General features: G+C 60.4%; 24 protein-coding genes and 1 pseudogene. 4 read left to right on the top strand and 21 right to left on the bottom strand.

Annotated features, from left to right (window positions below; all coding sequences use genetic code 11):
* Window positions 1–11 precede the first annotated feature (11 nt).
* From Q5H89_RS15765 to Q5H89_RS15690, 16 genes are all read right to left on the bottom strand, one after another.
* Complete coding sequence (locus tag Q5H89_RS15765; RefSeq protein WP_305020303.1) at window positions 12–401, bottom strand: hypothetical protein; 390 nt, start codon at window positions 399–401, stop codon at window positions 12–14.
* Between the two features lie 38 nt (window positions 402–439).
* Window positions 440–778 carry a hypothetical protein gene (locus Q5H89_RS15760; RefSeq protein ID WP_305020302.1) on the bottom strand — a complete coding sequence of 113 codons (339 nt, stop codon included), beginning with the start codon at window positions 776–778 and terminating at the stop codon, window positions 440–442.
* 85 nt (window positions 779–863) lie between these two features.
* On the bottom strand, window positions 864–1,571 hold the full coding sequence (locus Q5H89_RS15755; RefSeq protein WP_305020301.1) for a hypothetical protein: 708 nt from the start codon (window positions 1,569–1,571) through the stop codon (window positions 864–866).
* Window positions 1,572–1,632: 61 nt separating this feature from the next.
* Window positions 1,633–2,034 carry a hypothetical protein gene (locus Q5H89_RS15750; RefSeq protein ID WP_305020300.1) on the bottom strand — a complete coding sequence of 134 codons (402 nt, stop codon included), beginning with the start codon at window positions 2,032–2,034 and terminating at the stop codon, window positions 1,633–1,635.
* A 59-nt stretch (window positions 2,035–2,093) separates the two neighbouring features.
* Window positions 2,094–2,291, bottom strand: coding sequence for a hypothetical protein (locus tag Q5H89_RS15745; protein WP_305020299.1), 198 nt, complete (start codon window positions 2,289–2,291; stop codon window positions 2,094–2,096).
* 33 nt (window positions 2,292–2,324) lie between these two features.
* Window positions 2,325–3,617, bottom strand: a complete 1,293-nt coding sequence (locus tag Q5H89_RS15740; protein ID WP_305020298.1) for a hypothetical protein — start codon at window positions 3,615–3,617, stop codon at window positions 2,325–2,327.
* Window positions 3,618–4,211, bottom strand: coding sequence for a transglutaminase-like domain-containing protein (locus tag Q5H89_RS15735; protein WP_305020297.1), 594 nt, complete (start codon window positions 4,209–4,211; stop codon window positions 3,618–3,620). It lies immediately after the preceding gene.
* Complete coding sequence (locus Q5H89_RS15730; RefSeq protein ID WP_305020296.1) at window positions 4,208–4,900, bottom strand: hypothetical protein; 693 nt, start codon at window positions 4,898–4,900, stop codon at window positions 4,208–4,210. Before Q5H89_RS15730 ends, Q5H89_RS15735 begins: the two co-directional genes overlap by 4 nt.
* Before the next feature lie 251 nt (window positions 4,901–5,151).
* Entirely contained in the window at window positions 5,152–5,310 is a 159-nt protein-coding gene (locus tag Q5H89_RS15725; protein ID WP_305020295.1) for a hypothetical protein, read from the bottom strand.
* A 230-nt stretch (window positions 5,311–5,540) separates the two neighbouring features.
* Window positions 5,541–5,846: a hypothetical protein gene (locus Q5H89_RS15720; protein WP_305020294.1), complete on the bottom strand. Its 306-nt coding sequence runs from the start codon at window positions 5,844–5,846 to the stop codon at window positions 5,541–5,543.
* Between the two features lie 2 nt (window positions 5,847–5,848).
* The gene (locus tag Q5H89_RS15715; RefSeq protein ID WP_305020293.1) at window positions 5,849–6,244 is read right to left on the bottom strand and encodes a hypothetical protein; all 396 of its coding nucleotides are present in this window, start codon (window positions 6,242–6,244) and stop codon (window positions 5,849–5,851) included.
* Window positions 6,241–6,510, bottom strand: coding sequence for a hypothetical protein (locus Q5H89_RS15710; RefSeq protein WP_305020292.1), 270 nt, complete (start codon window positions 6,508–6,510; stop codon window positions 6,241–6,243). The genes Q5H89_RS15715 and Q5H89_RS15710 overlap by 4 nt, the downstream gene beginning before the upstream one ends.
* Window positions 6,511–6,663: 153 nt before the next feature.
* A complete protein-coding gene (locus Q5H89_RS15705; RefSeq protein ID WP_305020291.1) occupies window positions 6,664–8,007 on the bottom strand; it encodes a hypothetical protein in 1,344 nt (447 codons plus the stop codon).
* 620 nt (window positions 8,008–8,627) lie between these two features.
* Window positions 8,628–8,861 (bottom strand): hypothetical protein, encoded by a 234-nt coding sequence (locus Q5H89_RS15700; RefSeq protein WP_305020290.1) that lies wholly within the window; start codon window positions 8,859–8,861, stop codon window positions 8,628–8,630.
* A complete protein-coding gene (locus Q5H89_RS15695) occupies window positions 8,858–9,064 on the bottom strand; it encodes a hypothetical protein (RefSeq protein WP_305020289.1) in 207 nt (68 codons plus the stop codon). Before Q5H89_RS15695 ends, Q5H89_RS15700 begins: the two co-directional genes overlap by 4 nt.
* The gene (locus Q5H89_RS15690; protein ID WP_305020288.1) at window positions 9,061–9,189 is read right to left on the bottom strand and encodes a hypothetical protein; all 129 of its coding nucleotides are present in this window, start codon (window positions 9,187–9,189) and stop codon (window positions 9,061–9,063) included. The genes Q5H89_RS15695 and Q5H89_RS15690 overlap by 4 nt, the downstream gene beginning before the upstream one ends.
* Before the next feature lie 380 nt (window positions 9,190–9,569).
* Between Q5H89_RS15690 and Q5H89_RS15685 the strand changes: the two genes are divergently transcribed.
* Together Q5H89_RS15685 and Q5H89_RS15680 are read left to right on the top strand one after the other, a co-directional pair.
* The gene (locus Q5H89_RS15685; RefSeq protein ID WP_305020287.1) at window positions 9,570–9,962 is read left to right on the top strand and encodes a helix-turn-helix domain-containing protein; all 393 of its coding nucleotides are present in this window, start codon (window positions 9,570–9,572) and stop codon (window positions 9,960–9,962) included.
* Between the two features lie 64 nt (window positions 9,963–10,026).
* A complete protein-coding gene (locus tag Q5H89_RS15680) occupies window positions 10,027–11,316 on the top strand; it encodes a hypothetical protein (RefSeq protein ID WP_305020286.1) in 1,290 nt (429 codons plus the stop codon).
* Window positions 11,317–11,728: 412 nt separating this feature from the next.
* Here Q5H89_RS15680 and rplT read toward each other — a convergent pair whose 3' ends face one another.
* The 5 genes and pseudogenes from rplT to Q5H89_RS15655 all read right to left on the bottom strand — a co-directional run bounded on the left by rplT (window position 11,729) and on the right by Q5H89_RS15655 (window position 16,576).
* Entirely contained in the window at window positions 11,729–12,073 is a 345-nt protein-coding gene (gene rplT / locus Q5H89_RS15675; RefSeq protein ID WP_173112769.1) for a 50S ribosomal protein L20, read from the bottom strand.
* 164 nt (window positions 12,074–12,237) lie between these two features.
* Window positions 12,238–12,432, bottom strand: a complete 195-nt coding sequence (rpmI, locus tag Q5H89_RS15670) for a 50S ribosomal protein L35 (RefSeq protein ID WP_068333789.1) — start codon at window positions 12,430–12,432, stop codon at window positions 12,238–12,240.
* A 183-nt stretch (window positions 12,433–12,615) separates the two neighbouring features.
* Window positions 12,616–13,173, bottom strand: a pseudogene (gene infC / locus Q5H89_RS15665) (translation initiation factor IF-3); the annotation flags it as partial.
* Window positions 13,174–13,393: 220 nt separating this feature from the next.
* The gene (gene thrS, locus Q5H89_RS15660; protein ID WP_305020285.1) at window positions 13,394–15,331 is read right to left on the bottom strand and encodes a threonine--tRNA ligase; all 1,938 of its coding nucleotides are present in this window, start codon (window positions 15,329–15,331) and stop codon (window positions 13,394–13,396) included.
* A 102-nt stretch (window positions 15,332–15,433) separates the two neighbouring features.
* Window positions 15,434–16,576 carry a tetratricopeptide repeat protein gene (locus Q5H89_RS15655; RefSeq protein WP_305020284.1) on the bottom strand — a complete coding sequence of 381 codons (1,143 nt, stop codon included), beginning with the start codon at window positions 16,574–16,576 and terminating at the stop codon, window positions 15,434–15,436.
* Between the two features lie 205 nt (window positions 16,577–16,781).
* Here Q5H89_RS15655 and Q5H89_RS15650 point away from each other — a divergent pair, with 205 nt between their 5' ends.
* A complete protein-coding gene (locus Q5H89_RS15650; RefSeq protein ID WP_305020283.1) occupies window positions 16,782–17,462 on the top strand; it encodes a response regulator transcription factor in 681 nt (226 codons plus the stop codon).
* An 83-nt stretch (window positions 17,463–17,545) separates the two neighbouring features.
* Window positions 17,546–18,955: a HAMP domain-containing sensor histidine kinase gene (locus Q5H89_RS15645; protein WP_305020282.1), complete on the top strand. Its 1,410-nt coding sequence runs from the start codon at window positions 17,546–17,548 to the stop codon at window positions 18,953–18,955.
* Window positions 18,956–19,132 lie beyond the last annotated feature (177 nt).

Below are 19,132 nucleotides of genomic sequence, written 5' to 3'. Positions count from 1 at the left end.
GGGGCGGCCTCCTATTGATAGATGACGGATACCTGAATAACCGTACCCGCCCCGGCTGAACCAGTCGGCACCGTAATCCAGCTCTTGGACCACTCGATGGTCCCGGCGTCGCCAAAGTTCAGGGGGTGGCCAGCGGCGGCACTCTCGAACAGCCAGCGAAAAGGCAAATCCGAGTGAATGTCTTGATTACCGCCCGTTTTAAGGGTCAGCGTTGCCCCCGCTAGCAAGTCCACCAGCTGGCTGCCCGCCAGACTATACACCTGCCCATTAGTAGGCGATTTGGTGGGCGTGGGCAGCACAGTAAGGATTTTCTTACCGCGCAGAATCGATTGGTCACCGAAGGAGACCTTGGCAGTGTTGCCTAGCGGCAACTCAATGAGCAGAGATTTAGGCAGATTCATAAAGTCGGAAGCTGGCAAGGTGAATTAGTGGATTAGGCTCAACTAGTGGTAAGCACAGGATAGCCGACGATAATGCGTCCCTGTAAGTCGAGCGCTGTCCGGTAAATCATTCGCACCAGCAGGTCTTTAATCTTAGCCGGCAGCAGCAGCTTATGCCCATTGGTAGGGGTGGTTAGCAGCGTAAGAAAACTTACCACGGCGTCGATAGTGGGTAGGTCAACTTGCCAGGCTAGGTTTGCTTGCCCTGGCAGTTCTACAGAGGCCCGCCGCGCAATACCGCTGATTGCGGTTGCTACCGAGACAGGCAGCGTAAATGCGGCTCCGTCGCGCTGAGTTGCTAGGCGACTCAGGGGATAATCCAGTTGAAAAAGGGTCATGAGTTGATAGCCGTTAAGGGTAAAAAAAGCCGGTGGGGCGGCACCCCGCCGGCTTTTCTATCAGAGATTGAGCTAGCCTAGTGACTTAGCGCCGGGCCAGGTCGCTACCACCCTGCACGCGGAAGCCGCTGGCCACGACGCACAGCACCAATTCATAATCGGTGTTGTCGGGTTCAATGGACATGCTGTTGAACGTCGGGATGGTTACCGTCAACTTGTTGGCCTCCGTACCCACGAGGAAGATTTGCGGCTCAATGGCCACCGCCCCGTCGAGGTAGTCCGACGCCGCCTTGCTGGCGAAAACGCCCTGCTGCGTAATCGGCACGTGCCGGAAGCGGCGCGTATCGAGGCCGTCGAAGATGGTGCCGGGGCCGATTTGCAGAATCAGGCTGCCGTTGTACAGCGTCTCGATATCGGAGCCGGCTACTTTGGCGGCGGCGCTGGGCGTGTCGGCCGTGCTGTTGTTAAAGGCCGACGCAATTACTTCCAGGTTGGGGTAGCTCAGCAGCACGTTGGCGCTGGGCTTGTTCTTGTTGCGCACCACCAGGCCCAGCATCAGCGTATTAGCGCCGAAGCTGTCCGTTACGGCCAGCAGCATCTCGGTAGTCGAGTGGCCGGTGGGGTCGGGCGTTTTGAAGTCAAAAACGTAGGTGCTTTGGTTGTTCTTCAGCACGCGCTCCTGGCGCAGGCTACCGAGCGAGGGCTGCGAGTTCGGGAACTTGCGCCGTACTTCTTCCAGCCAGGCCCGGTTGCGGGTGCCGTTGCGGATGCCGGAAATTTCGTCTTGAAGCATAGTAAAAAGGAATTAAGTCAATGAGAAGGGAACGCGTGCGCTTATGATTGAAAAAACGGACCTAGTTCGTGTAGCCGCCGATGCCGGATACATTGTCCGAGTTGTCGTAGGGGCCGCTGACAATCACCTCGTCCGAGGTGGGATAGCCCGACACGCTATCATCGTAGGGGCCGCTCAGCTCGTCCTCAGCCCCGGCAATGAAGTTGGGGAACTTGCTAGTGAGAAAGGCGTTTACGCCCTTCACCATGATGGCGTCGCCGGCGTGGGCAATCATCTGATTGCCTTTGCCTACGAGCGAGGGCAGGTAGGCCCCGCCGACAATCATACCTAGGGGGCCCCAGGTAGTGGCCAGCGCGGTGTTGCCGCTGCTATTGAGGTAGCGCTGCAGCGCGCCGGCTACGGCCAGGCCGCCAGCCATACCGCCAACCTTCGAGGCTACGGCGGCCATATTCATCTTTGCCATTGTTTGGAAAGTTGAGGGGTTAAAATTGAGGGTTATGTTTCGTGCTACTTATGAGTGAGTTAGCGCGTTACCTTGCTGATTTTACCTTTCAGGTCGTTGCGCTTCTTCTGCTCTTTATTGTACTCGGCAGTGGCGGCTTCAAACTCCTTGTCGATGGCCTTGGTCTTTTCGAGCCACTTGGTCATTTGCTCCGATGAGGCGTTGGCTTTGGGCCGTTTCGGGTACTTCTTTTTCTTGGGTTTTTTCAGCGTGGCCATAGTCGGCGGGCGTTGGTTGAAGTGAGAAAAAAACTAAAACTGAGGCTCATCGCCGGCCGGCGCCTCGTCCGTAGTGGCCAGGTCGTACTCGTCGGCAGGCTCCGGCTCCGGCTCGGGGGCCAGTAGCTCGGGCTGCGTACTTTCTTCGGGGTCGGGAGTGGGCAGCGGGGCCTCCACGGGCGTGCTGTCGGCCTCGGTGTCGAGCTGCTCCAAGGCGCTTTCCTCCTGGCGTTGCTCGCGCTCTTCCTCGGCGGGCGGGGCGGCCGGGTAACCCTGCTGGCTGGCCGGCTTGTAGCGCAGGTGGGTGAGCACCTTGCGCTTGGTGGGCGCTGGGGCGTCGTCAAAATCCTGGCTGGCGTCGGGCACGTCCTCCGCGCTGGGCGTTTCGTCCTCGCTGGGTTTCTTGCCAAACAGGGCGGCAATTTTCTGCACGATTTGCAGCAGCACCGGCAGCAGCTTGCTGGCCAGCGGCAGCAGCTTGGCGCCCAACGGCACAAGGGCCAGCGGCAACAGCCCTACCCCACTCAGGCTCCCTTTCACGTGCGTAGCCAGCAGCTGCTCAGGCGTCTGCTTTGTGGCCTTCATAATGCCGTTGCGCACGATTTTCAGAAAATGCTCCTCTTTCATGCCGATGATATCGGTCATGAACTTGGCGAACCGCTCAGCCTTGCGGCGCTTGGCCTGCACGGTGGCCGGCAGGCTCGCAATCGTGTCGGGGTTGGTGATGAAGAGGTAGAGAAAGAACTGGCTCACCTTAGGCAGCAGCACCTCCGCTAAGCCCTTCACGAACAGGCGCATCGGAGCCGTTACCACCTTCACGAACGCCTTGCCTGCTTTGACAGCCACCCGGCCCGTTGCCTTGGCGGCTTTCACCGCGAACCGCCCGGCGGCTTGGGCTCCGGCCTTTACCCCGGCGGCTACCTTCTTAATGAGGTTGCTCTGGCGCACGGCACGAGCGGCCCGCGAAACGGTGTTTTTCACGGCGTTAGCGGCCTTTCTCAAGAATTTGGGCCAGCCGATACCCGCCAGGTGCTCGGCGTCGATGCGTCGGGCCAGCGCCACGAGCTGGTCGTGCTTGGCACCCGGGGTCAGGTCGCGGCGGCGTAGTACGTGGTCAGCGTAGCGGTAACGCATTACCTCGCGGCTGACCGAGTTGTGACGCGGGGAGCCGATACCGGCAATGCGCTCGGCTAGCCCGGCCTCCAGCTCCGCGCCCTGCAGGGCCAATTTCAGGTCTAGCTCGCCTACGCTTTCGTGGCCCGTGAGGCGTAATGGCGTCACGGGAATCTCGTCGTAAGGGTTGCCAATTGAATAAATAGCAGCCATTTAAGTAGTAGCTAGGGCCGGAATTACCCGGCTGATTTCTGGTTTCTTCTCCATGCCAAAAGCCGGCAGGCAGGCATCAAGGATGTAGGTAGTGCCGGCGCGGTCGGCTACCTGGCTGTACACGTGGGTAAATTCCCCGCCCGGCACGTAGCCGGCAAACTTGAAGGCCGGTTGATAGCCCAGGCAGGCCAGCAGCGCGTTTTGCAGGGTGGCCAGGCCCTTACAGTCGGCCGTGCCACTCATGAGCACCGCGCGGGGCGTCTTGATGTACTGGTTGCCCGGGGGCCGGTCAAGCAGGTAGGTAATCTGCCGGCGGGTGAATTGCCACACGCTGCGGAACGTCTCTTCGTCGGTGCGGCCGCGCAGCAGCGGGGCTAGCTTGCCACAGTCGCGCCAGCTGCGGCGGAACTGCCCTACTACTGCCTTCACAATGTCGCCCGTAAGCCCGTCGGGGTCCGTCAGGCTCACCGGCAGGGTGTAGCTGCGGCCCTGCGCACCGGGCAGTAGTGAGCGCGCCAGGCGTAGCTCGGGGCTATCGGGGCGCACCACGGCCAGGGCGTAGGCCCCGGCAAATTGCTGCACGCGCTTACTCATCGTGATACGGGCAGGTTGACGCGGGGCAAGCCATCGTCGCGGCGACGGGGCGGCTTGGCTGGCCGCCGCACCTTACCGGCGGTGGGCCGGGCCCCGGCCGCCGGGTGGGCCTGCTTAATGGTGCGCACGACGCCAGCGGCCTGCTTCACGATAGCGGAGCCTTGGCGTAGGAAGGCCGCCCCGCGGCCGGCCTTGCGAACCGGCGCCGCTTTAGTGGCCACCGGAACCGACGACTGCACCGCACGCGGAACGGTGGTAGCTGACGCGTTGGTGGCCAGCGGCCGGCTGGCCCGGGTGGGCAGCTGGTCCACCGGGCCGGGGCGCGGGGCGGTGGGCAGGTAGTTGGACAGGCTGAGCGGGCTGTTAAACCGCACCGCCAGGCCGTCTACCTTCGCCGTACCCTGCAGCTGCAGGCTTTCGGGTGAAATCTTGTCTTGTAGCCAGGTGCGCAGGGCGGGCAAGCTCTTGAACGAGGCCAGCGAGGGAATTTTACCCGTGAGGGCCAGCTGCGTGAACAGGCTCCCCAGGTTGAGCGTCATCGGCACCGGCACCGTCGTATTTTGATTGGCCGGCAGTGCTTGCGGGTCTACCAAGTGCACGGTGCTTATCACGGTATCGTTATAAAGCACGTTCATGCCCAGCGCCTGCAGCGACGTATCGCGGTTTACTTCCGTATTGCTGAATTGCACGTGTGCAATAGCATTCAGGCTCGTGCCGCTTAGCCCTTTCAACTCAAATCGCTCTAGCCGGGCAGTACCTAGCGTAGTGGCCGCCGCCTGACCTTGCCGCAGTAGGGCAAACGCTCCCAGCCCCAAGGTAGCGGCTATAAGTAGGCCCGAACTGCTATTATTTTTCTTTGCCATCGTGCCACAAAATTGTCGGGGCACTGAGCGCAGGGCGTGGAATCCGTGGAAACTGTGGAATCCGTGGAAAAATATTTTTAGGCGGGGCTAAGCATCGCCCGCAGGTCGGGCTCGGGCAAGTGCATATGCTCGGCAAATTCTTTTACAAGCACATCAGGCCGGCCGCTGGCGTCGCGGATAGCCTGCAGCTGCTTATAAGCCCACGATTTCTTGCGAGTAGGGTAAAGCTTTAGCACATCAACAACAGTTAGATAGTGGCGCATCACAAAATTTATCTTCCCTGCGAAGTAAAATGCAATTTAGGTGAATTGGTGCCAACTGCCTGACTACCTACGAAGTGCCGCATTAGTAGCACCCCTGCCCTATCGCTGCAAAATCGGCGTAGAACCGGCGCCGTATCGGCGTACCTATCACGCATAAAAAAGCCGCCCTAGGAGAGGCGGCTTTTTTGTAGCATGGAGGGTGGTTATTCGGCTGGGCTTAGAAACTTTCCGACCAAAGCCAGCGCATTTTTTAATTGGTCGAGTTCTCGCTGGGTGGCTTCTTGCTTTGCTTTCCACTCGCGGCACTCAGCTGCTGCATTGTTGCCCGCTTCTCTCAGCTTAATGTTTTGTTCTTCGAGCAGCTTAATATCCTTCGGCCATTGCGTAAGCGCGTGGTTGATAGCCGCGTTTTCGGTGCCGTGATTGCGGCGCAAGGTGGCCAGCGAGACAGCAGCGGCGTCGTTGAGGCGAAAGGTTTTGCGATTGTCGGTGGTGGACTCGGGCTGCATGACTAAAAAGTGAGGTATTGGGAAAGGTTGAGCGACTTCTGTTGAAACTTGCCGATGGTGATTCGCACCTGCAGCTTTTCGAGGGGACTATCCACCCAGCAGTCGAGTTCGGCGTGGTTAAGCAGCAAGGCGGCCAGCTGGTCGTAGCTGACGCGGAACGTGCGGGGCTTTGGCGTCTTGCCGGGTTTGGGTGGGGCCGCCTGTTCGCGGTGGTGCAGCTTGTTGAGTTGACGGGCTAGCCCAATGAGCGGCAGGCAAGTGAGCACCGATGCGGCCGCCATTGGAAGGCTAGCTTTCAAGGCCAGCACGTGCGCTGCCACTGCCTGGGCCAGCCGGCCGGCCTCGCCCCGGTCCAACTCCACCCGTTGGTCGAGACTAGGAAACCGAAGCGGGCTCATAACCACTCCCCTTTCTTGAACCGGGCGATTTCGCGCCCGTCGCTCATGTCGTAAATCATAGCCACCTTCACGAATTGCGCATTTTTGGCAATGCTGCGCTCGTGGCGGCGGATTTCCACGGCCCTAGGGTTCTTAGCCGGGCGGTTGGAGTTGAAGTTGTGGCGGCCGTACTGGGTGCGGGTGTTCCCGTCGAGAAAGTAAATCAGCAGCTTGGTGTGTGCGGCGTCTACCATCTTTTGGGCAGAGGCGGAGCGGGTGTAGCTCATGGGAGAAATGGGAAGGGATAAAAGGGATTGCTGTCATTCTTGGCGCCGGCGCGGCCAGGCCTGGCGCGGGTTTGCTGTCACGGCGGCGCCGCGCAGCGCCGCCGGCGGCCGGCCGGTGCTGTCAGGTGGGGCGCCCTGGCCAGCTGGCCAGCGTTAGCTCAGCCGCCGGGCTGCTGTCACGGGCTGAGCTAGGGGCGTGAAGGCGATGCGCTCGGCGGTGGGCGCGGTGGGGTTGGCCACCTGGGCGTAGTAGCGCTGTAGCACGTCGGGGCCGAAGGCGCGCAGCTTGGTTTCGTGGTGGCGGAAAAGCTGCACGTTGCTCATGGCCTGCACCCGCTTGGGGGCAATGCCCAGCCGGTGCGCTTTCAGCTGCTGGCGGGCTTTGAGCAAGGCCCGGGTAATGTTGCGCTCCCGGTTGGTGGCCTCGGCGCGGGCCAGCCAGGCGTCGGTGCCGGCAAAGCCCCGGGCGTTTTCGGCGTCGAAATAGCCCGCGCCCCGCACAAATTCGGCGTAAGGGCTGGGCAGCGACTTCTCGGGGTGGCGCTCTAAGTAGCGGGCTACGAGGTCGATGCGGTCCAAGACGTCGTTGTGGTACCGCTGCCACTCGGCCGGGGTGGCGCTAAGACCAAAGCCGCCGTAGGTGCCGTACCACAGGGCTTCGCGGGCCTTTTCCTGCTCGTGGTCGCTGAATCGGCGGCCGGGGTAGAGCCGTTTTTGGGCGTAGTGCCAGGCTTGCGTTACCCAGCCCAGGCGCTCGGCCTGCAGGTGGGCGGCCGCCGCGCCCCCGGGCCCTGCTTTCGTCGCCTGGCGGGGCGCGCTAGGGCGTTGGGGGGAGGATTTTGGGGCCTGCTGCGGCCCTGTGTTGCCAGTCAATTCGTCCGGGCCAGCCGGGGGCGTTGGATTAACTAACTTCTCAACAGTGCCTATTTCAACTTTCTTTGTAGCCTGTCTATCCTGTACTAATATAGGCGGAAAGTTTGTTGCTACTACCGGGGGCGCCGGGGGCGCAATTTGGCACTTTTTTGGGCCTTCCTGGGCCGTTTGCGCCTCTTTTTGCCACACCAGGGCCGGGGCTAGGAACAGCTCAAAATTGGCCTGCCAGCCCCGGTTGTTCTTGCGGGTTATCACCCCAATTTTCAACAACTCCTGCAGGTGGTCGCGAATCGCCCGGGCCGAAATACCCCGGGCGCGGGCCAGCGCCTCGCAGTTGGTGGCCACCGGCGGCGGGTTGCGGTGCTCGGGGGCGGCGTCGGTGGCGGGTTCCAGCAGCAGAGGAACCCGGCGCAGCTGAATTACCGCGTCGATGGCGTACACGAGCAGCAGGCGGGCCGTGGTGCGGGCCCCGTCGCTGCACGCTTTTGGCTGCACGAGGTAGTGCTGCTGCCGGCCCTTAACGGTGCGCGTGCGCACCTGGGCGGGCAGCGCACTTTGCAGCTTTTTGAGGAAGGCCGCCAGCTGGCGCTGGGCGGCGGTTGGGGTGTAGGGTAGCGGCAACAAGCGGGGGGCGAGTTGAAACGTGAGGAAATAAAAAGGTGGCCAGGGGCAGTATGGGCAGCCCAAAATCCACGCCCCGGCCGAACCTGCGGCTGCAGGCCCTGTGCTCTCCGGTCGGCTTCGAAGCCAACCAGCCGCGCCCATCCTTTCCCACCCGGGCGGGGCCGCTCGAACTAGCGGAGAGGCGGCGGCTATAGGGGGCCGCCTGCTGTCATTGTGCGCGCCCTGGGCGACGTGCACCAGGTTGCTTTGCTGTCAGGCTGCGCAGCTGCAGCGCCGGCGGGCGGCGCGGTTTGCTGTCAGGTGGCCGGCGTCGAGGCGCTGGCCAGCGGCTGCTCAGGCGGTGGGCTGCTGTCAGCAGCGGCCGCTAGCAGCGGGCACCACGCGGGGGGCTGCTGCTGAATGTGCGGCACTCGGAGGCAGTGCCCTATCGAATAGGGCAGGTTTCGTATTTCCGCGTCTGCTTTGCAGTAGACATGGAAGTACAAGGCCTTGGCGTGGGGGCAGTCGCAACAATGCATGTGCAACTAATTCGCGTTTAAGGTGAAGTGACGAGGTAAGGCCGGGGCGGAGTTGAACCGCCCCCACGGGGCTGGCGCCACCAGGGCATCGTGCCGGCCGGACTACTTTTTAAGCCTGAGCCGCTCGGCGGCGGGCTTCTCTTTGTAGACCCGGCGCGGCCCGGTGGCGCGGGCGGCCGGTGGTGGGGCGGCCGGTGGTAGGGCGGCGGAGGCGGCCGGGCGCAGCAGCAGCACCAGCACCCCGGCCACGCGGTCGAGGTCGGGCGCGGGCACGGCGGGCAGCTGGCCGGCCAGCAGGTCGCGCAGTTCGTCGCGGGTGTAGCGGTCGGTGCTCATAGCCCTAGCTCTTTTTTACAGTGTTCGAGGTGCTGACCGAAGCGCACACCATCGTGCCAGGCGCGGGCCTCGCGGGCTTCTTTTTCGCTCCAGCTGGGGCGGCTGCGGCGGTCGCCTTCGCGCAGGCCCAGCAGGTAACCCACTAGGCCGCCCAGCAGCGCGCCCACTAGGGCGCCGCATAGCATCATGGCGTCGGGGCTCATGGCTGCTTTTTGCTTTTGTCAGCGTAGTTCAGCAGCGAGACGCCCAGCCACAGCGCGACGCACACGGCTCCCGTTTCCAGGACGGAGACAGCAAAGCCCACCAGCATATCGTGCAGCGTTATCATAGCGCGGAAGCTCGATAGGGTGCGGCGTCGGGCAGTTCGTTCAGGAAATCGCTCATCAAATCGTGCCCGCCGTGTTCCAAAAAGAATACACGGTATGACATAAAATGCAGCGTTGAAAGACTGCCTAGCGAGCGCTCAACCTGGGAGTGACGCGAGAACGTGGATTGCGCTACAGGCACGGTCGCTAGGTGCGTCCAAAAGGCCTCACGGTCAGTGTATCCAAGCTCAGTATAGAGCCGCCAGAGCACGTTGCCTTCCTCGGGTTTGCGCTTCATCCGAGACAGAGGCATTTTGTCCTCTTTGTCTTGGCCTACTGTTTGCGTCTGTTGCATATCTTAATGCGTGTTGCGATACAATGTTCAGACAATTCTACGAACAAAGTGTCACAAATCGTTTCAAAACGTGCAAGAAGAATTATGGCGACTCATGGGGAATTGCTAAAAAAGCTCATCCGTAGGAAGAAACTAACGCAAGAGCAAGCCTCTGGCATGCTGGGCGTTTCGCGGCCTAAGTTGATGCGCCTCTTTAGCAAAGAGGAGATAGACGAAGTAACCCGAGAAGAAATAGAAAAAATTTTTGAAGTGCCTCCCTCCTACTTCCCCGCCCTGCCCTTAGCGGCACCAAAGAACCCCACCACCCCACCGGGCGACATCTCGTGCTGGCAGCAGCTAGCAGAAGCCCGGCAAGAGATTATCAACCTACAGCGGCAAATCATCGAGATGAGCCGCCCTAACGTCAACGCCCCCGTGCGCACCAAAGGCCAACCCGCATAAAAAAGCCCCGCCAGGGTGGCGGGGCTGTGTTTCACTTTAATTCTTTACTTTCTTACTAAGAGCTATGAAAAGATTCCCTACTCACAAAATCAATAGTGTACCCGCAGACGATGAAGGCGTAAGTGTGCATGACGCCTTAAAACTCCTTGAAGGAAGCAAGTACTATCAGGATATTTACGATGCCCTGGGTGTCGAACATTCACTAGATGACTTTATTAAAATTCCAGGAGCGGGTTATTTAGTAAAGAGAATTTATGCTGACAGAAATAACTTTATCAAATTTGATATTAAAGCGCAATATCAAAACCTAAAGTTTCGTCACATTCACGACGGGGATAAAACGGACCCTGATTTAGAGGTTCAGTTTACCGGCCGTACAGATATTCGTTTTCCTACCAACATAGCTCAGAGTGTTAGGGAGGAAATTGAGCAGGATGATGTTCGAGCCACTCCAAGGTATTCTGCTCAACATGACCTACTCAACAGCCTATTTGGCATGTTCAGGTATTCTGATGAGTTAGCGACAAAGGCACTACGGCACATCGTACTGCGCAACTTGGAAATGCTAGAAGAGGCATTCATTAACGAAGAAAATAGCCATCTGAAGCATGAGAAGTGGTATAGACTACTTAAGGACAAGAATGGTGAATACCATTTTAGAGCCCTTGTCACTGACCAATACCGAGACTATAACATTGCAGTCTCAGTCTTTATAACTCTTTTTGCTATGCATAGGGTTATAAAAGCTGGTGAGACTGGCTTTGCTGTAAAGTCTTTCAACTATAACGAGTCTGAAATAGACGTAATTTTTGAGGACGATTCCGAAGGAATTTCAGTGCCTAAAGTGGGTGTAGTTACCTTTCAACTACATCTATCAAATAGCGAAATTGCCGAGGGTGCTGTTAAATTAAATATAATCAGCAGGATTGTATCTAAGGTAGATGACAAAGGTCCAGAAGTAGCTATTTACTTTCAGAGTAAGCAAGGCCCTACCCTTACGGTTACTTCTATCTCGCACGGGATGAAGCCTCAGACCGCAGTTAATTCGATGAATTTATCGGAGAAATTAAGTAAGTCTCGCGGCGAATTGCAAAAGGATATTGAAGCTATTGCTTCGCGTAGCCCCAGGGTAATTCTAGCTCGATTCAGGGCTAAGATTGTTCATAGCCACACTTTTGGTGTAACGAGTAAGGAAAGGCTCTTGAAACTCCTTCCTGTTGAACTCAAGGTGGATGCGTACCACGACCTATTAAGAATTATGGGTGATGCTCAAGAGGTTATAGGTGACGATGATATTGACGTTGTGGAGCACTTGCGAAATATTGCTTATTCCGCACTAACTGGCAAGCAATGAAAATCGGCTCCTTGCTACAAACACAGAGCCGACCAGGTTGCGGGGCCGTTCAGCATAGCCAAAAGTAGCAAAACCGTCTCACAGAATCCTCACAAGCAGCCCGTGATAATCGCTTTCCACATCACACAAAAACCCCGTTTGCGGGCTGCAAACGGGGTTTTTATTGGGGTGCTTCGCGTTCAACTCTCGTCCCCGCTACTTTTTGCAGGCGTCGCTTCAACTTAGTTGGAGCGGCGTTTTGCGTCTGGGCCTAGCAGGTTTAAGCACTGCCGGGTGAGTGCGCGGGTGCTTTGCAGGATACGAAGCTGCTACCCACGCCCGGCAACGAAAAAGCGCTTGCCTCTCTCAGGGGGCAAGCGCTTTTCAGAGTCAGTTGGAAGGCCGGAACTACCTGGCGGCAGCCCTGCCCACACTACTTCGCTTTCTCAACGATGCCGGCAAAAGCAGCGGGATGGTTCAGGGCAAGGTCAGCCAGTACTTTACGGTTAAGCTCGATGCCAGCCTTTTTGAGGCCGCCCATCAGCTGCGAGTACGAAAGACCGTGCTCGCGAGCCCCGGCGTTGATACGCTGAATCCAAAGCGCGCGGAATTCGCGCTTCTTCACCTTGCGGTCGCGGTAGGCATAGAGCAAGCCCTTTTCTACGGCGTTTTTCGCAACGGTCCATACATTTTTGCGCCGGCCGTAGTAGCCTTTAGCAAGGCGCATTACTTTCTTGCGGCGGTGGCGCGAGGCCACGTGGTTTACACTCCTTGGCATAACCTAAGTTGTTTTTGGCAGCCGGCGCTCCGCAATAGCGGAATCTTGTGATGCGGCCGGAAGCCGGGTTTGTAAAAATTATGAGTTATGAATTATGAGTTATGAATTGCGAGCAGCTACCAAAGAGGTAACTCATAATTTATAACTCATAATTCATAATTTTATCAGATGTTCAGCATCTGGCTCACCCGGTTCATATCGGCCGAGCTAACGAGGCCGCTGTGGGTGAGGGCGCGCTTACGCTTGGTGCTCTTCTTGGTCAGGATGTGCGACTTGAAGGCGTGCTTGCGCTTTACTTTGCCGGTGCCAGTCAGCTTAAAACGCTTTTTGGCACCCGACTTGGTTTTTACTTTGGGCATGGGTTGGGGTTGATTATTGATTGTTAGGTACTGACGCTGAACAAACTACTTGTTTGGCAGCGGCAGCCATCAACAAACGGGGTGAAGCTATTCGGTAGCGGCGGGCTCCTCAGTAGGCTTGGCCTCTTTGGGGGCTTTCGGCGCTTTGTCTTTGTCGGCAGGCGCGGCGGGCTTGGCAGCGGCTTTGGCTACCACGGCCGCCTTGGGCGCCAGGTAGAGAAACATGCGTTTACCTTCCAGCTTGGGCAGTTGCTCTACTTTGGCCAGCTCTTCGAGGGCCTGAGCAAACTTGAGCAGCAAAATTTCGCCGCGCTCTTTGAAGACGATGCTACGGCCCACAAAGTGCACGTAGGCTTTGATTTTGGCGCCTTCCTTCAAAAACTCCTGCGCGTGCTTGAGTTTGAAGTCGAAATCGTGGTCGTCGGTGTTAGGACCGAAACGGATTTCCTTGAGGACAACCTTGGTTTGCTTGGCCTTCAGCTCGCGGGTCTTTTTCTTCTGCTCGTACTTGAATTTCGAGTAGTCGATGACGCGGCACACGGGCGGCACGGCCGTGGGTGAAATCTCCACTAGGTCCAGGTTTTGGTCCTGAGCCATTTTGCGGGCCTGGTCGGTGGGGTACACCCCCTGCTCGACGTTATCCCCCACGAGGCGAACCTCGCGAGCGGTGATTTTCTGATTGATTTTGAACGGCTCCTCCACCTGCTGGCGGGGCACGTACCGACGATTCGGGGTAGCTATGGCGAAAGTCCTCCTGCTAAAGTGTGGCGGGGAATAATTTTAAGGCGTCGAACAAGTAAGCCTGACGGCCATTCGTTCGGGGGGCAAATATCCGACTTTTTACTGGCAAATCAAAGCGCCGGCAAAAATTAATGGTTACTGGTCAAGGATTAACGGGGTGAGCCGCGCCAATAAGCGCCGAACTCTTCCCCTTACTCCTTGACCAGTAACCACTACCGGGCTAGCCCATTGCTTCGGCAATCTGGCTGTTGACGCTCGTAATGAAGCTGTCGATGGGCATCGAACCGATGTCGCCTTCGCCGTGGCGGCGCACGCTCACTAGGCCATCCTGGGCTTCCTTCTCCCCTACAATGAGCAGATAAGGCGTTTTGGCAATTTCGGCGTCGCGGATTTTACGGCCGATGCGCTCGTCGCGGGCATCGACGGTGCCGCGCAGGTCGGCGGCCTCCAGCCTGGCTTTTACCTCATGGGCGTAGTCGGCAAACTTATCGGAGATGGGCAGCACGATAAACTGCTCGGGCGAGAGCCAGAGCGGAAAATTGCCGGCCGTGTGCTCGATAAGCACGGCTACGAAACGCTCTAAAGAGCCGAACGGCGCGCGGTGAATCATCACCGGGCGGGCGCGGGTGTTCTCGGGCGTCACGTATTCGAGGTCGAAGCGCTCGGGCAGGTTGTAGTCAACCTGAATGGTGCCCAGCTGCCAGCGGCGGCCTAGCGCGTCGCGCACCATAAAGTCGAGCTTGGGGCCGTAGAAGGCGGCTTCGCCCAGCTCGGTTACGGTGGCTAGGCCTTTCTCGGCGGTCGACTCCTGGATGGCGGCTTCGGCCAGCGCCCAGTTTTCATCGGTGCCGATGTACTTGGTTTTGTTCTCGGGGTCGCGCAACGAAATCTGGGCCGTGAAATCGCTAAAGCCCAACGCCTTGAACACGTAGAGCACGAGGTCAATCACTTTCTGGAACTCCTCCTTTACCTGGTCGGGGCGGCAGAAAATGTGCGCATCATCTTGCGTGAAGCCGCGCACGCGGGTGAGGCCGTGCAGCTCGCCGCTCTGCTCGTAGCGGTACACGGTGCCGAACTCGGCCAGGCGCACCGGCAGGTCGCGGTAGCTGCGGGGCTTGGTGCGGTAGATTTCGCAGTGGTGGGGGCAGTTCATCGGCTTGAGGAAAAACTCCTCGCCGGGATTGGGCGTCTTAATGGGCTGGAACGAGTCGGCGCCGTACTTCTCGTAGTGGCCGCTGGTCACGTACAGCTCCTTGGCGCCGATGTGCGGCGTCACAACCGGCTGGTAGCCAGCCTTTACCTGTGCTTTACGTAGAAATTGCTCTAAGCGCTCGCGCAGGGTCGTGCCTTTGGGCAGCCACAGCGGCAGGCCCGCGCCTACCTTCTCCGAGAACGCGAACAGCTCCAGCTCCTTGCCCAGCTTGCGGTGGTCGCGGCGCTTGGCTTCTTCCAGCTTTTCGAGGTATTCGGTGAGGTCCTTGGCCTTGGGGAAGGTGATGCCGTAGAGGCGGGTGAGCTGCTTGTTTTTCTCGTCGCCGCGCCAGTAGGCGCCGGCCACGTTCATGATTTTGGCCGCTTTGATGGTACCCGTGTCGGGAATGTGCGGCCCGCGGCAAAGGTCAGTGAAGCTGCCCTGGGTGTAGAACGTAATCTGACCATCTTCCAGATTTTCGAGCAGTTCCAGCTTATAAGGGTCCTGCTTTTCGGTGAAGTAGGCCACCGCCTCGGCCTTGGGCACTTCGCGGCGCTCGAACCGGCTTTTGTGTTTGGCCAGCTCCAGCATTTTCTTCTCGATGGCCGGGAAGTCGTCGCTCGAAATGGTGCGGCCTTCGCCTAGGTCCACATCGTAGTAGAAGCCGTTTTCGATGGCCGGGCCGATGGCCAGCTTCACGCCGGGGTACAGCGCTTCGAGGGCTTCGGCCATGAGGTGGGCCGAGGAATGCCAGTAGGCCTGCTTGCCACCGGCGTCGTTCCAGGTCAGAATTTCGAGGGTCGCATCTTCAGTGAAGGGACGGTACAGGTCGCGGATTTCGCCGTTTACTTTCACGGCCAAGGCATTGCGGGCCAGGCCTTCGCTGATGCTGGCGGCGAGGTCGTAGCCCGTAGAGCCAGCTTCGACCTGGCGGATGGAGCCGTCGGGGAGGGTGATGTTAAGCATAAACTATCGCCTGCGGTGGGCGCAAAGGCAGCGCAAGTTACGGCTAGCCCGCCAGCAATGCACCCTGGCTCGACCTAAAAGCCAACCCGCCAGGAGCTGCCCCTAGCGCACGGGCACGGGGCGCAGCGGCTCTACGGGCTGGGGGCGGGCGGCGGGCCCGGGCACCGGCCGGCGGTAATAGGTGCGCGGGGCCGTGCGCAGGCTGTCGGGCAGCGACGCCTGCACCAGCTCATTCGTTTTCCAAACTTTATAGGTCCAGTGCTGATTGCCAGGGCTTTCGAGCACCAGCAAGCGGTATTGGCGCAGCGCCTCGGGCAAGCGGTGCTGGCCTTCCAGGGCCTCGGCCAGCAGGGCGCGGGCGCCGGGCAGGCGCGGGTTGCGGCGCAGCGCCCGCTGCAAGTGCGGAATAAGCGCGGCCGGCCGCTGGCCGTGAGCGCTGGCCGCCAGCGCCAGCCGATAATCGGCCCGGTACTGGGTGGTATCGAGGGCCAGGGCGCGGCGGTAGTAGTACAGCGCGCTGTCGGGGCGGCCTTGCAGCTCTAGCTGGCGGCCGTAGTCGTAGTGCAGCGCGCCCGAGGCCGAGTCGAGGCGCAGGCCCTGGCTGGCGTAGTGCGCGGCCTCCTCGGGCACGCGGTAGGCGTTGAGCAGGAAGGCTAGCTGGTGCAGAATTTCGGGCTGGTGCGGGTCGCGGGCGCGGGCCGCCTGCAGGTAGTCGAAAGCCTGGGCGGTATCGGCCGTGGCGGCGTAGGCCAGGCCTTTATAGAAGAGCGCGGCGGGCTGGTCGGGGTCAAGGCGCAGGGTGCGGTCGAGGCTGGCCAGGGCCGCTTCGTACTGGTGGGCGGCGAGGTGAGTTTCACCTTCCAGCAGCGGTAGTTCGGGCGAGCTAAACCCGTTGTCGGCGGCGCGGCGGGCGGCGGCCAGGGCCTCGGGCAGCCGGTTGAGGGCGCGCAGGGCCCGGGCCTGCAAGAAATAAAGCTCGCCATCTTGGTCGTCAGCTTGCAGGGCGGCTTCTACATCGTGCAGGGCGGCCACGGGCTGGCCGGCGGCCAGGCGCAGGCCAGCGCGGCGGGCCAGCAGGCCAGTATTGTCGGGTTGCTGCCGAAGGGCGCCATCCAGCTCATCGGCCTGCACGCGGGGGCCGGTGCGCACGCTGGCCAGGTCCACGAGGGTATCGGGGCGCTCAGCCGGGGCGCCCTGGCAGGCTGCCAGCCCCAGCGCCAACGCAGAAAAAAGCCAACGGGACATAGTTTGTAGCTGAAAACGAACCGCAAAAGTAGCAGCCAGGCTGGGCGCTCCTAGCCCTAGCCAACTTGGCGAGCCAGCCGGGGCTAGCCCTATTTCCGATTGTGGGGCCGACTTTTGCCAGGCGGCCAGCCTGGGGCTGTCGGGTTGAGAGCCGGCGCTAGCTCGTTTTTTATCGTAGCCGGGTCCACTCTTTTGTTTAGCACTTATGAAAATTCTCCTCGTTGAAGATGAGCCCTCGGTGGCCGCCTTTCTGCACCAGGGCCTTACCGAGCAAGACTACACCGTGGACCTGGCCGCCGATGGCCTGCTAGGCCTGCGCCGGGCCCAAAGCACACAGTACGACTGCCTGATTCTGGACCAGATGCTGCCCGGCCTCAGCGGGCTGGAGGTGTGCCGGCAGGTGCGCGCCCACGACCCCGGCGTACCCATTCTGATGCTCACGGCCCTGGGCGAAACGGATGACAAAATCCGGGGCCTCGACGCGGGCGCCGACGATTACCTGGTTAAGCCTTTTGCCTTCAGCGAGCTGCTGGCCCGCATTCGGGCCCTGGTGCGCCGGCGCACCGAGGCGCCTGCGCCGGCCGCCGTACTGCGCCTGGCCGACCTCAGCCTCGACCCCGCCACCAAACGCGTGGAGCGCGCCGGCCAACTCATCACCCTCACCGCCCGCGAGTTTGCGCTGCTCGAATACCTGCTGCGCCACCAGGACCGCGTGGTGAGCCGCGCCGACCTGCTAGAGCACGTCTGGGATTTGAGCTTTGATACCGGCTCGAATGTTATCGACGTGTATATCAATTTCTTACGCAAAAAGATAGACAAGGGGTTTGAGCCGAAGCTCATTCATACCCTGGTGGGCATGGGCTACGCGCTGCGCATTGCGGGGTGATAGCAGGAAGTGATAGGATAACAACTTGTCCATCACTTGCTCACCCTGTCTCTCCCTCATTTTTTTACCTCCTTCCCCAATCCATGTCCATTCGCCTGCGGCTGGCGGCCCAGTTCGGCGCCATTCTGGTAATTACGCTGGTGCTGTTTGCGCTGGCTATTTACTTCGTTACGCAGCAGGCCCGGCGCGAGGAGTTCACCCAAAGCCTGTTTAAGCGGGCGCTGGTGGTGGGCCACGCCTACGCCGACGGCCAGGCCCGCCCCGATGCCAACCACCAAGCCTCGTACCGGCAGTATCTGCGCCAGCTCTACCGCACGCTGCCCGCCGAGGAAGGCCGCGTGTACGACGCGACGGGCCGGCTGGTATTTCGCGAGGGGCAGCGACCGCCTGCCAAGCCCATTCCGGCCGAGTGGCTGGCCGAGGTGCGCCGCCTGGGCCAGGCCGTGCTTGAGCCCGAGGCCCACTACCACGAAACGGTGGGTTTGCTTTACCAGGATGCGCGGCTAGGCCCCTTGGTAGTAGTAGCCGCCTCGGTGGATGAGGATGGCCGCCGCCAGCTCACCAGCCTGCGCCAGGTGCTGATATTGGGCCTGCTGGCCGCCGCTGCCGTGATGAGCGTGGGCGGCTGGCTGCTGGCCGACCAGGCCCTGCGCCCGCTACGGCGCATGGTGGGCGAGGTCGATGGCATTACGGCCACGGACTTGAGCCGGCGCCTGACCCAGGCCGAGGGTCCGGCCGATGAGCTAGGCCACCTAGCCCAGCGCTTCAACCGCCTGCTCGACCGGCTGGAGTCGGCTTTCGTGGGCCAGCGCACGTTTGTGCGCGATGCTTCGCACGAGCTGCGCGCGCCCCTCACGGCCCTCATCGGCGAGTTGGAGGTGGCTCTATTACCCGCCGAGCGCCCGCCGGCCGATTACCGCCGCACCCTGCAAAGCACCCTCGATGCTGCCCGCCAGCTCAGCAGCCTCACCAACGGCCTGCTGCAAATAGCCAGGGCCTCCGGCGACCCCTCGCAAGTACCCATGGCCCTGGTGCGCCCAGATGAGCTGCTGCTGCAAGCCCACGAGCAGATACTGCGCCGCCACCCCACCTGCCGCGTCGATTTGGAGCTGAGTGATGAGGTTCTGCCCGCGGTATGGGGCAACGAGGCCCTGCTGCTGGCCGCCATGCTCAACGTGCTCGATAATGCCTGCAAGTATTCGGCCGGGGCGGCTGCGCCAGTGCTGGCTAGCCTGCGCCTAGCCAGCACTGGCTACCTACGCCTGCGCGTGCAAGACCACGGCCCCGGCCTCAGCCCCGCCGATTTGGAGCAGGTATTCGTGCCCTTTTTTCGGGCGGCGGCGGTGCGCAACCTGCCGGGGCACGGCATTGGGCTGCCGCTCACGGCCCAGATTATGGCCCTGCACGGCGGCCTGGTGCGCGTAGACAGCCAGCTGGGCCACGGCACCAAGGTGTGGCTGGAGTGGCCGGCATCGCCGCTGGCGCTGGCCTAGCGGCGCGGCTTTTCACTGGTGTGGGGCAGCCATTGCCCCGCAGCGGCCAGGGCATACCGCTAGCCCGTCAGGGGGCACAAGATGGCGCTCCTGACGGGCTTTTAATTAATGGTAGCTAGCGCATTATACACTTTAATTTCTTTTTAATTTCACTTTAACTTCATCTTAATTACGCCC

Origin of the sequence: Hymenobacter cheonanensis (assembly GCF_030581075.1) — a bacterium.
Lineage (GTDB): Bacteria > Bacteroidota > Bacteroidia > Cytophagales > Hymenobacteraceae > Hymenobacter.
The sequence above is the reverse complement of the archived record's forward strand: the minus strand, read 5'-3'. Positions and strand labels throughout refer to the sequence as shown.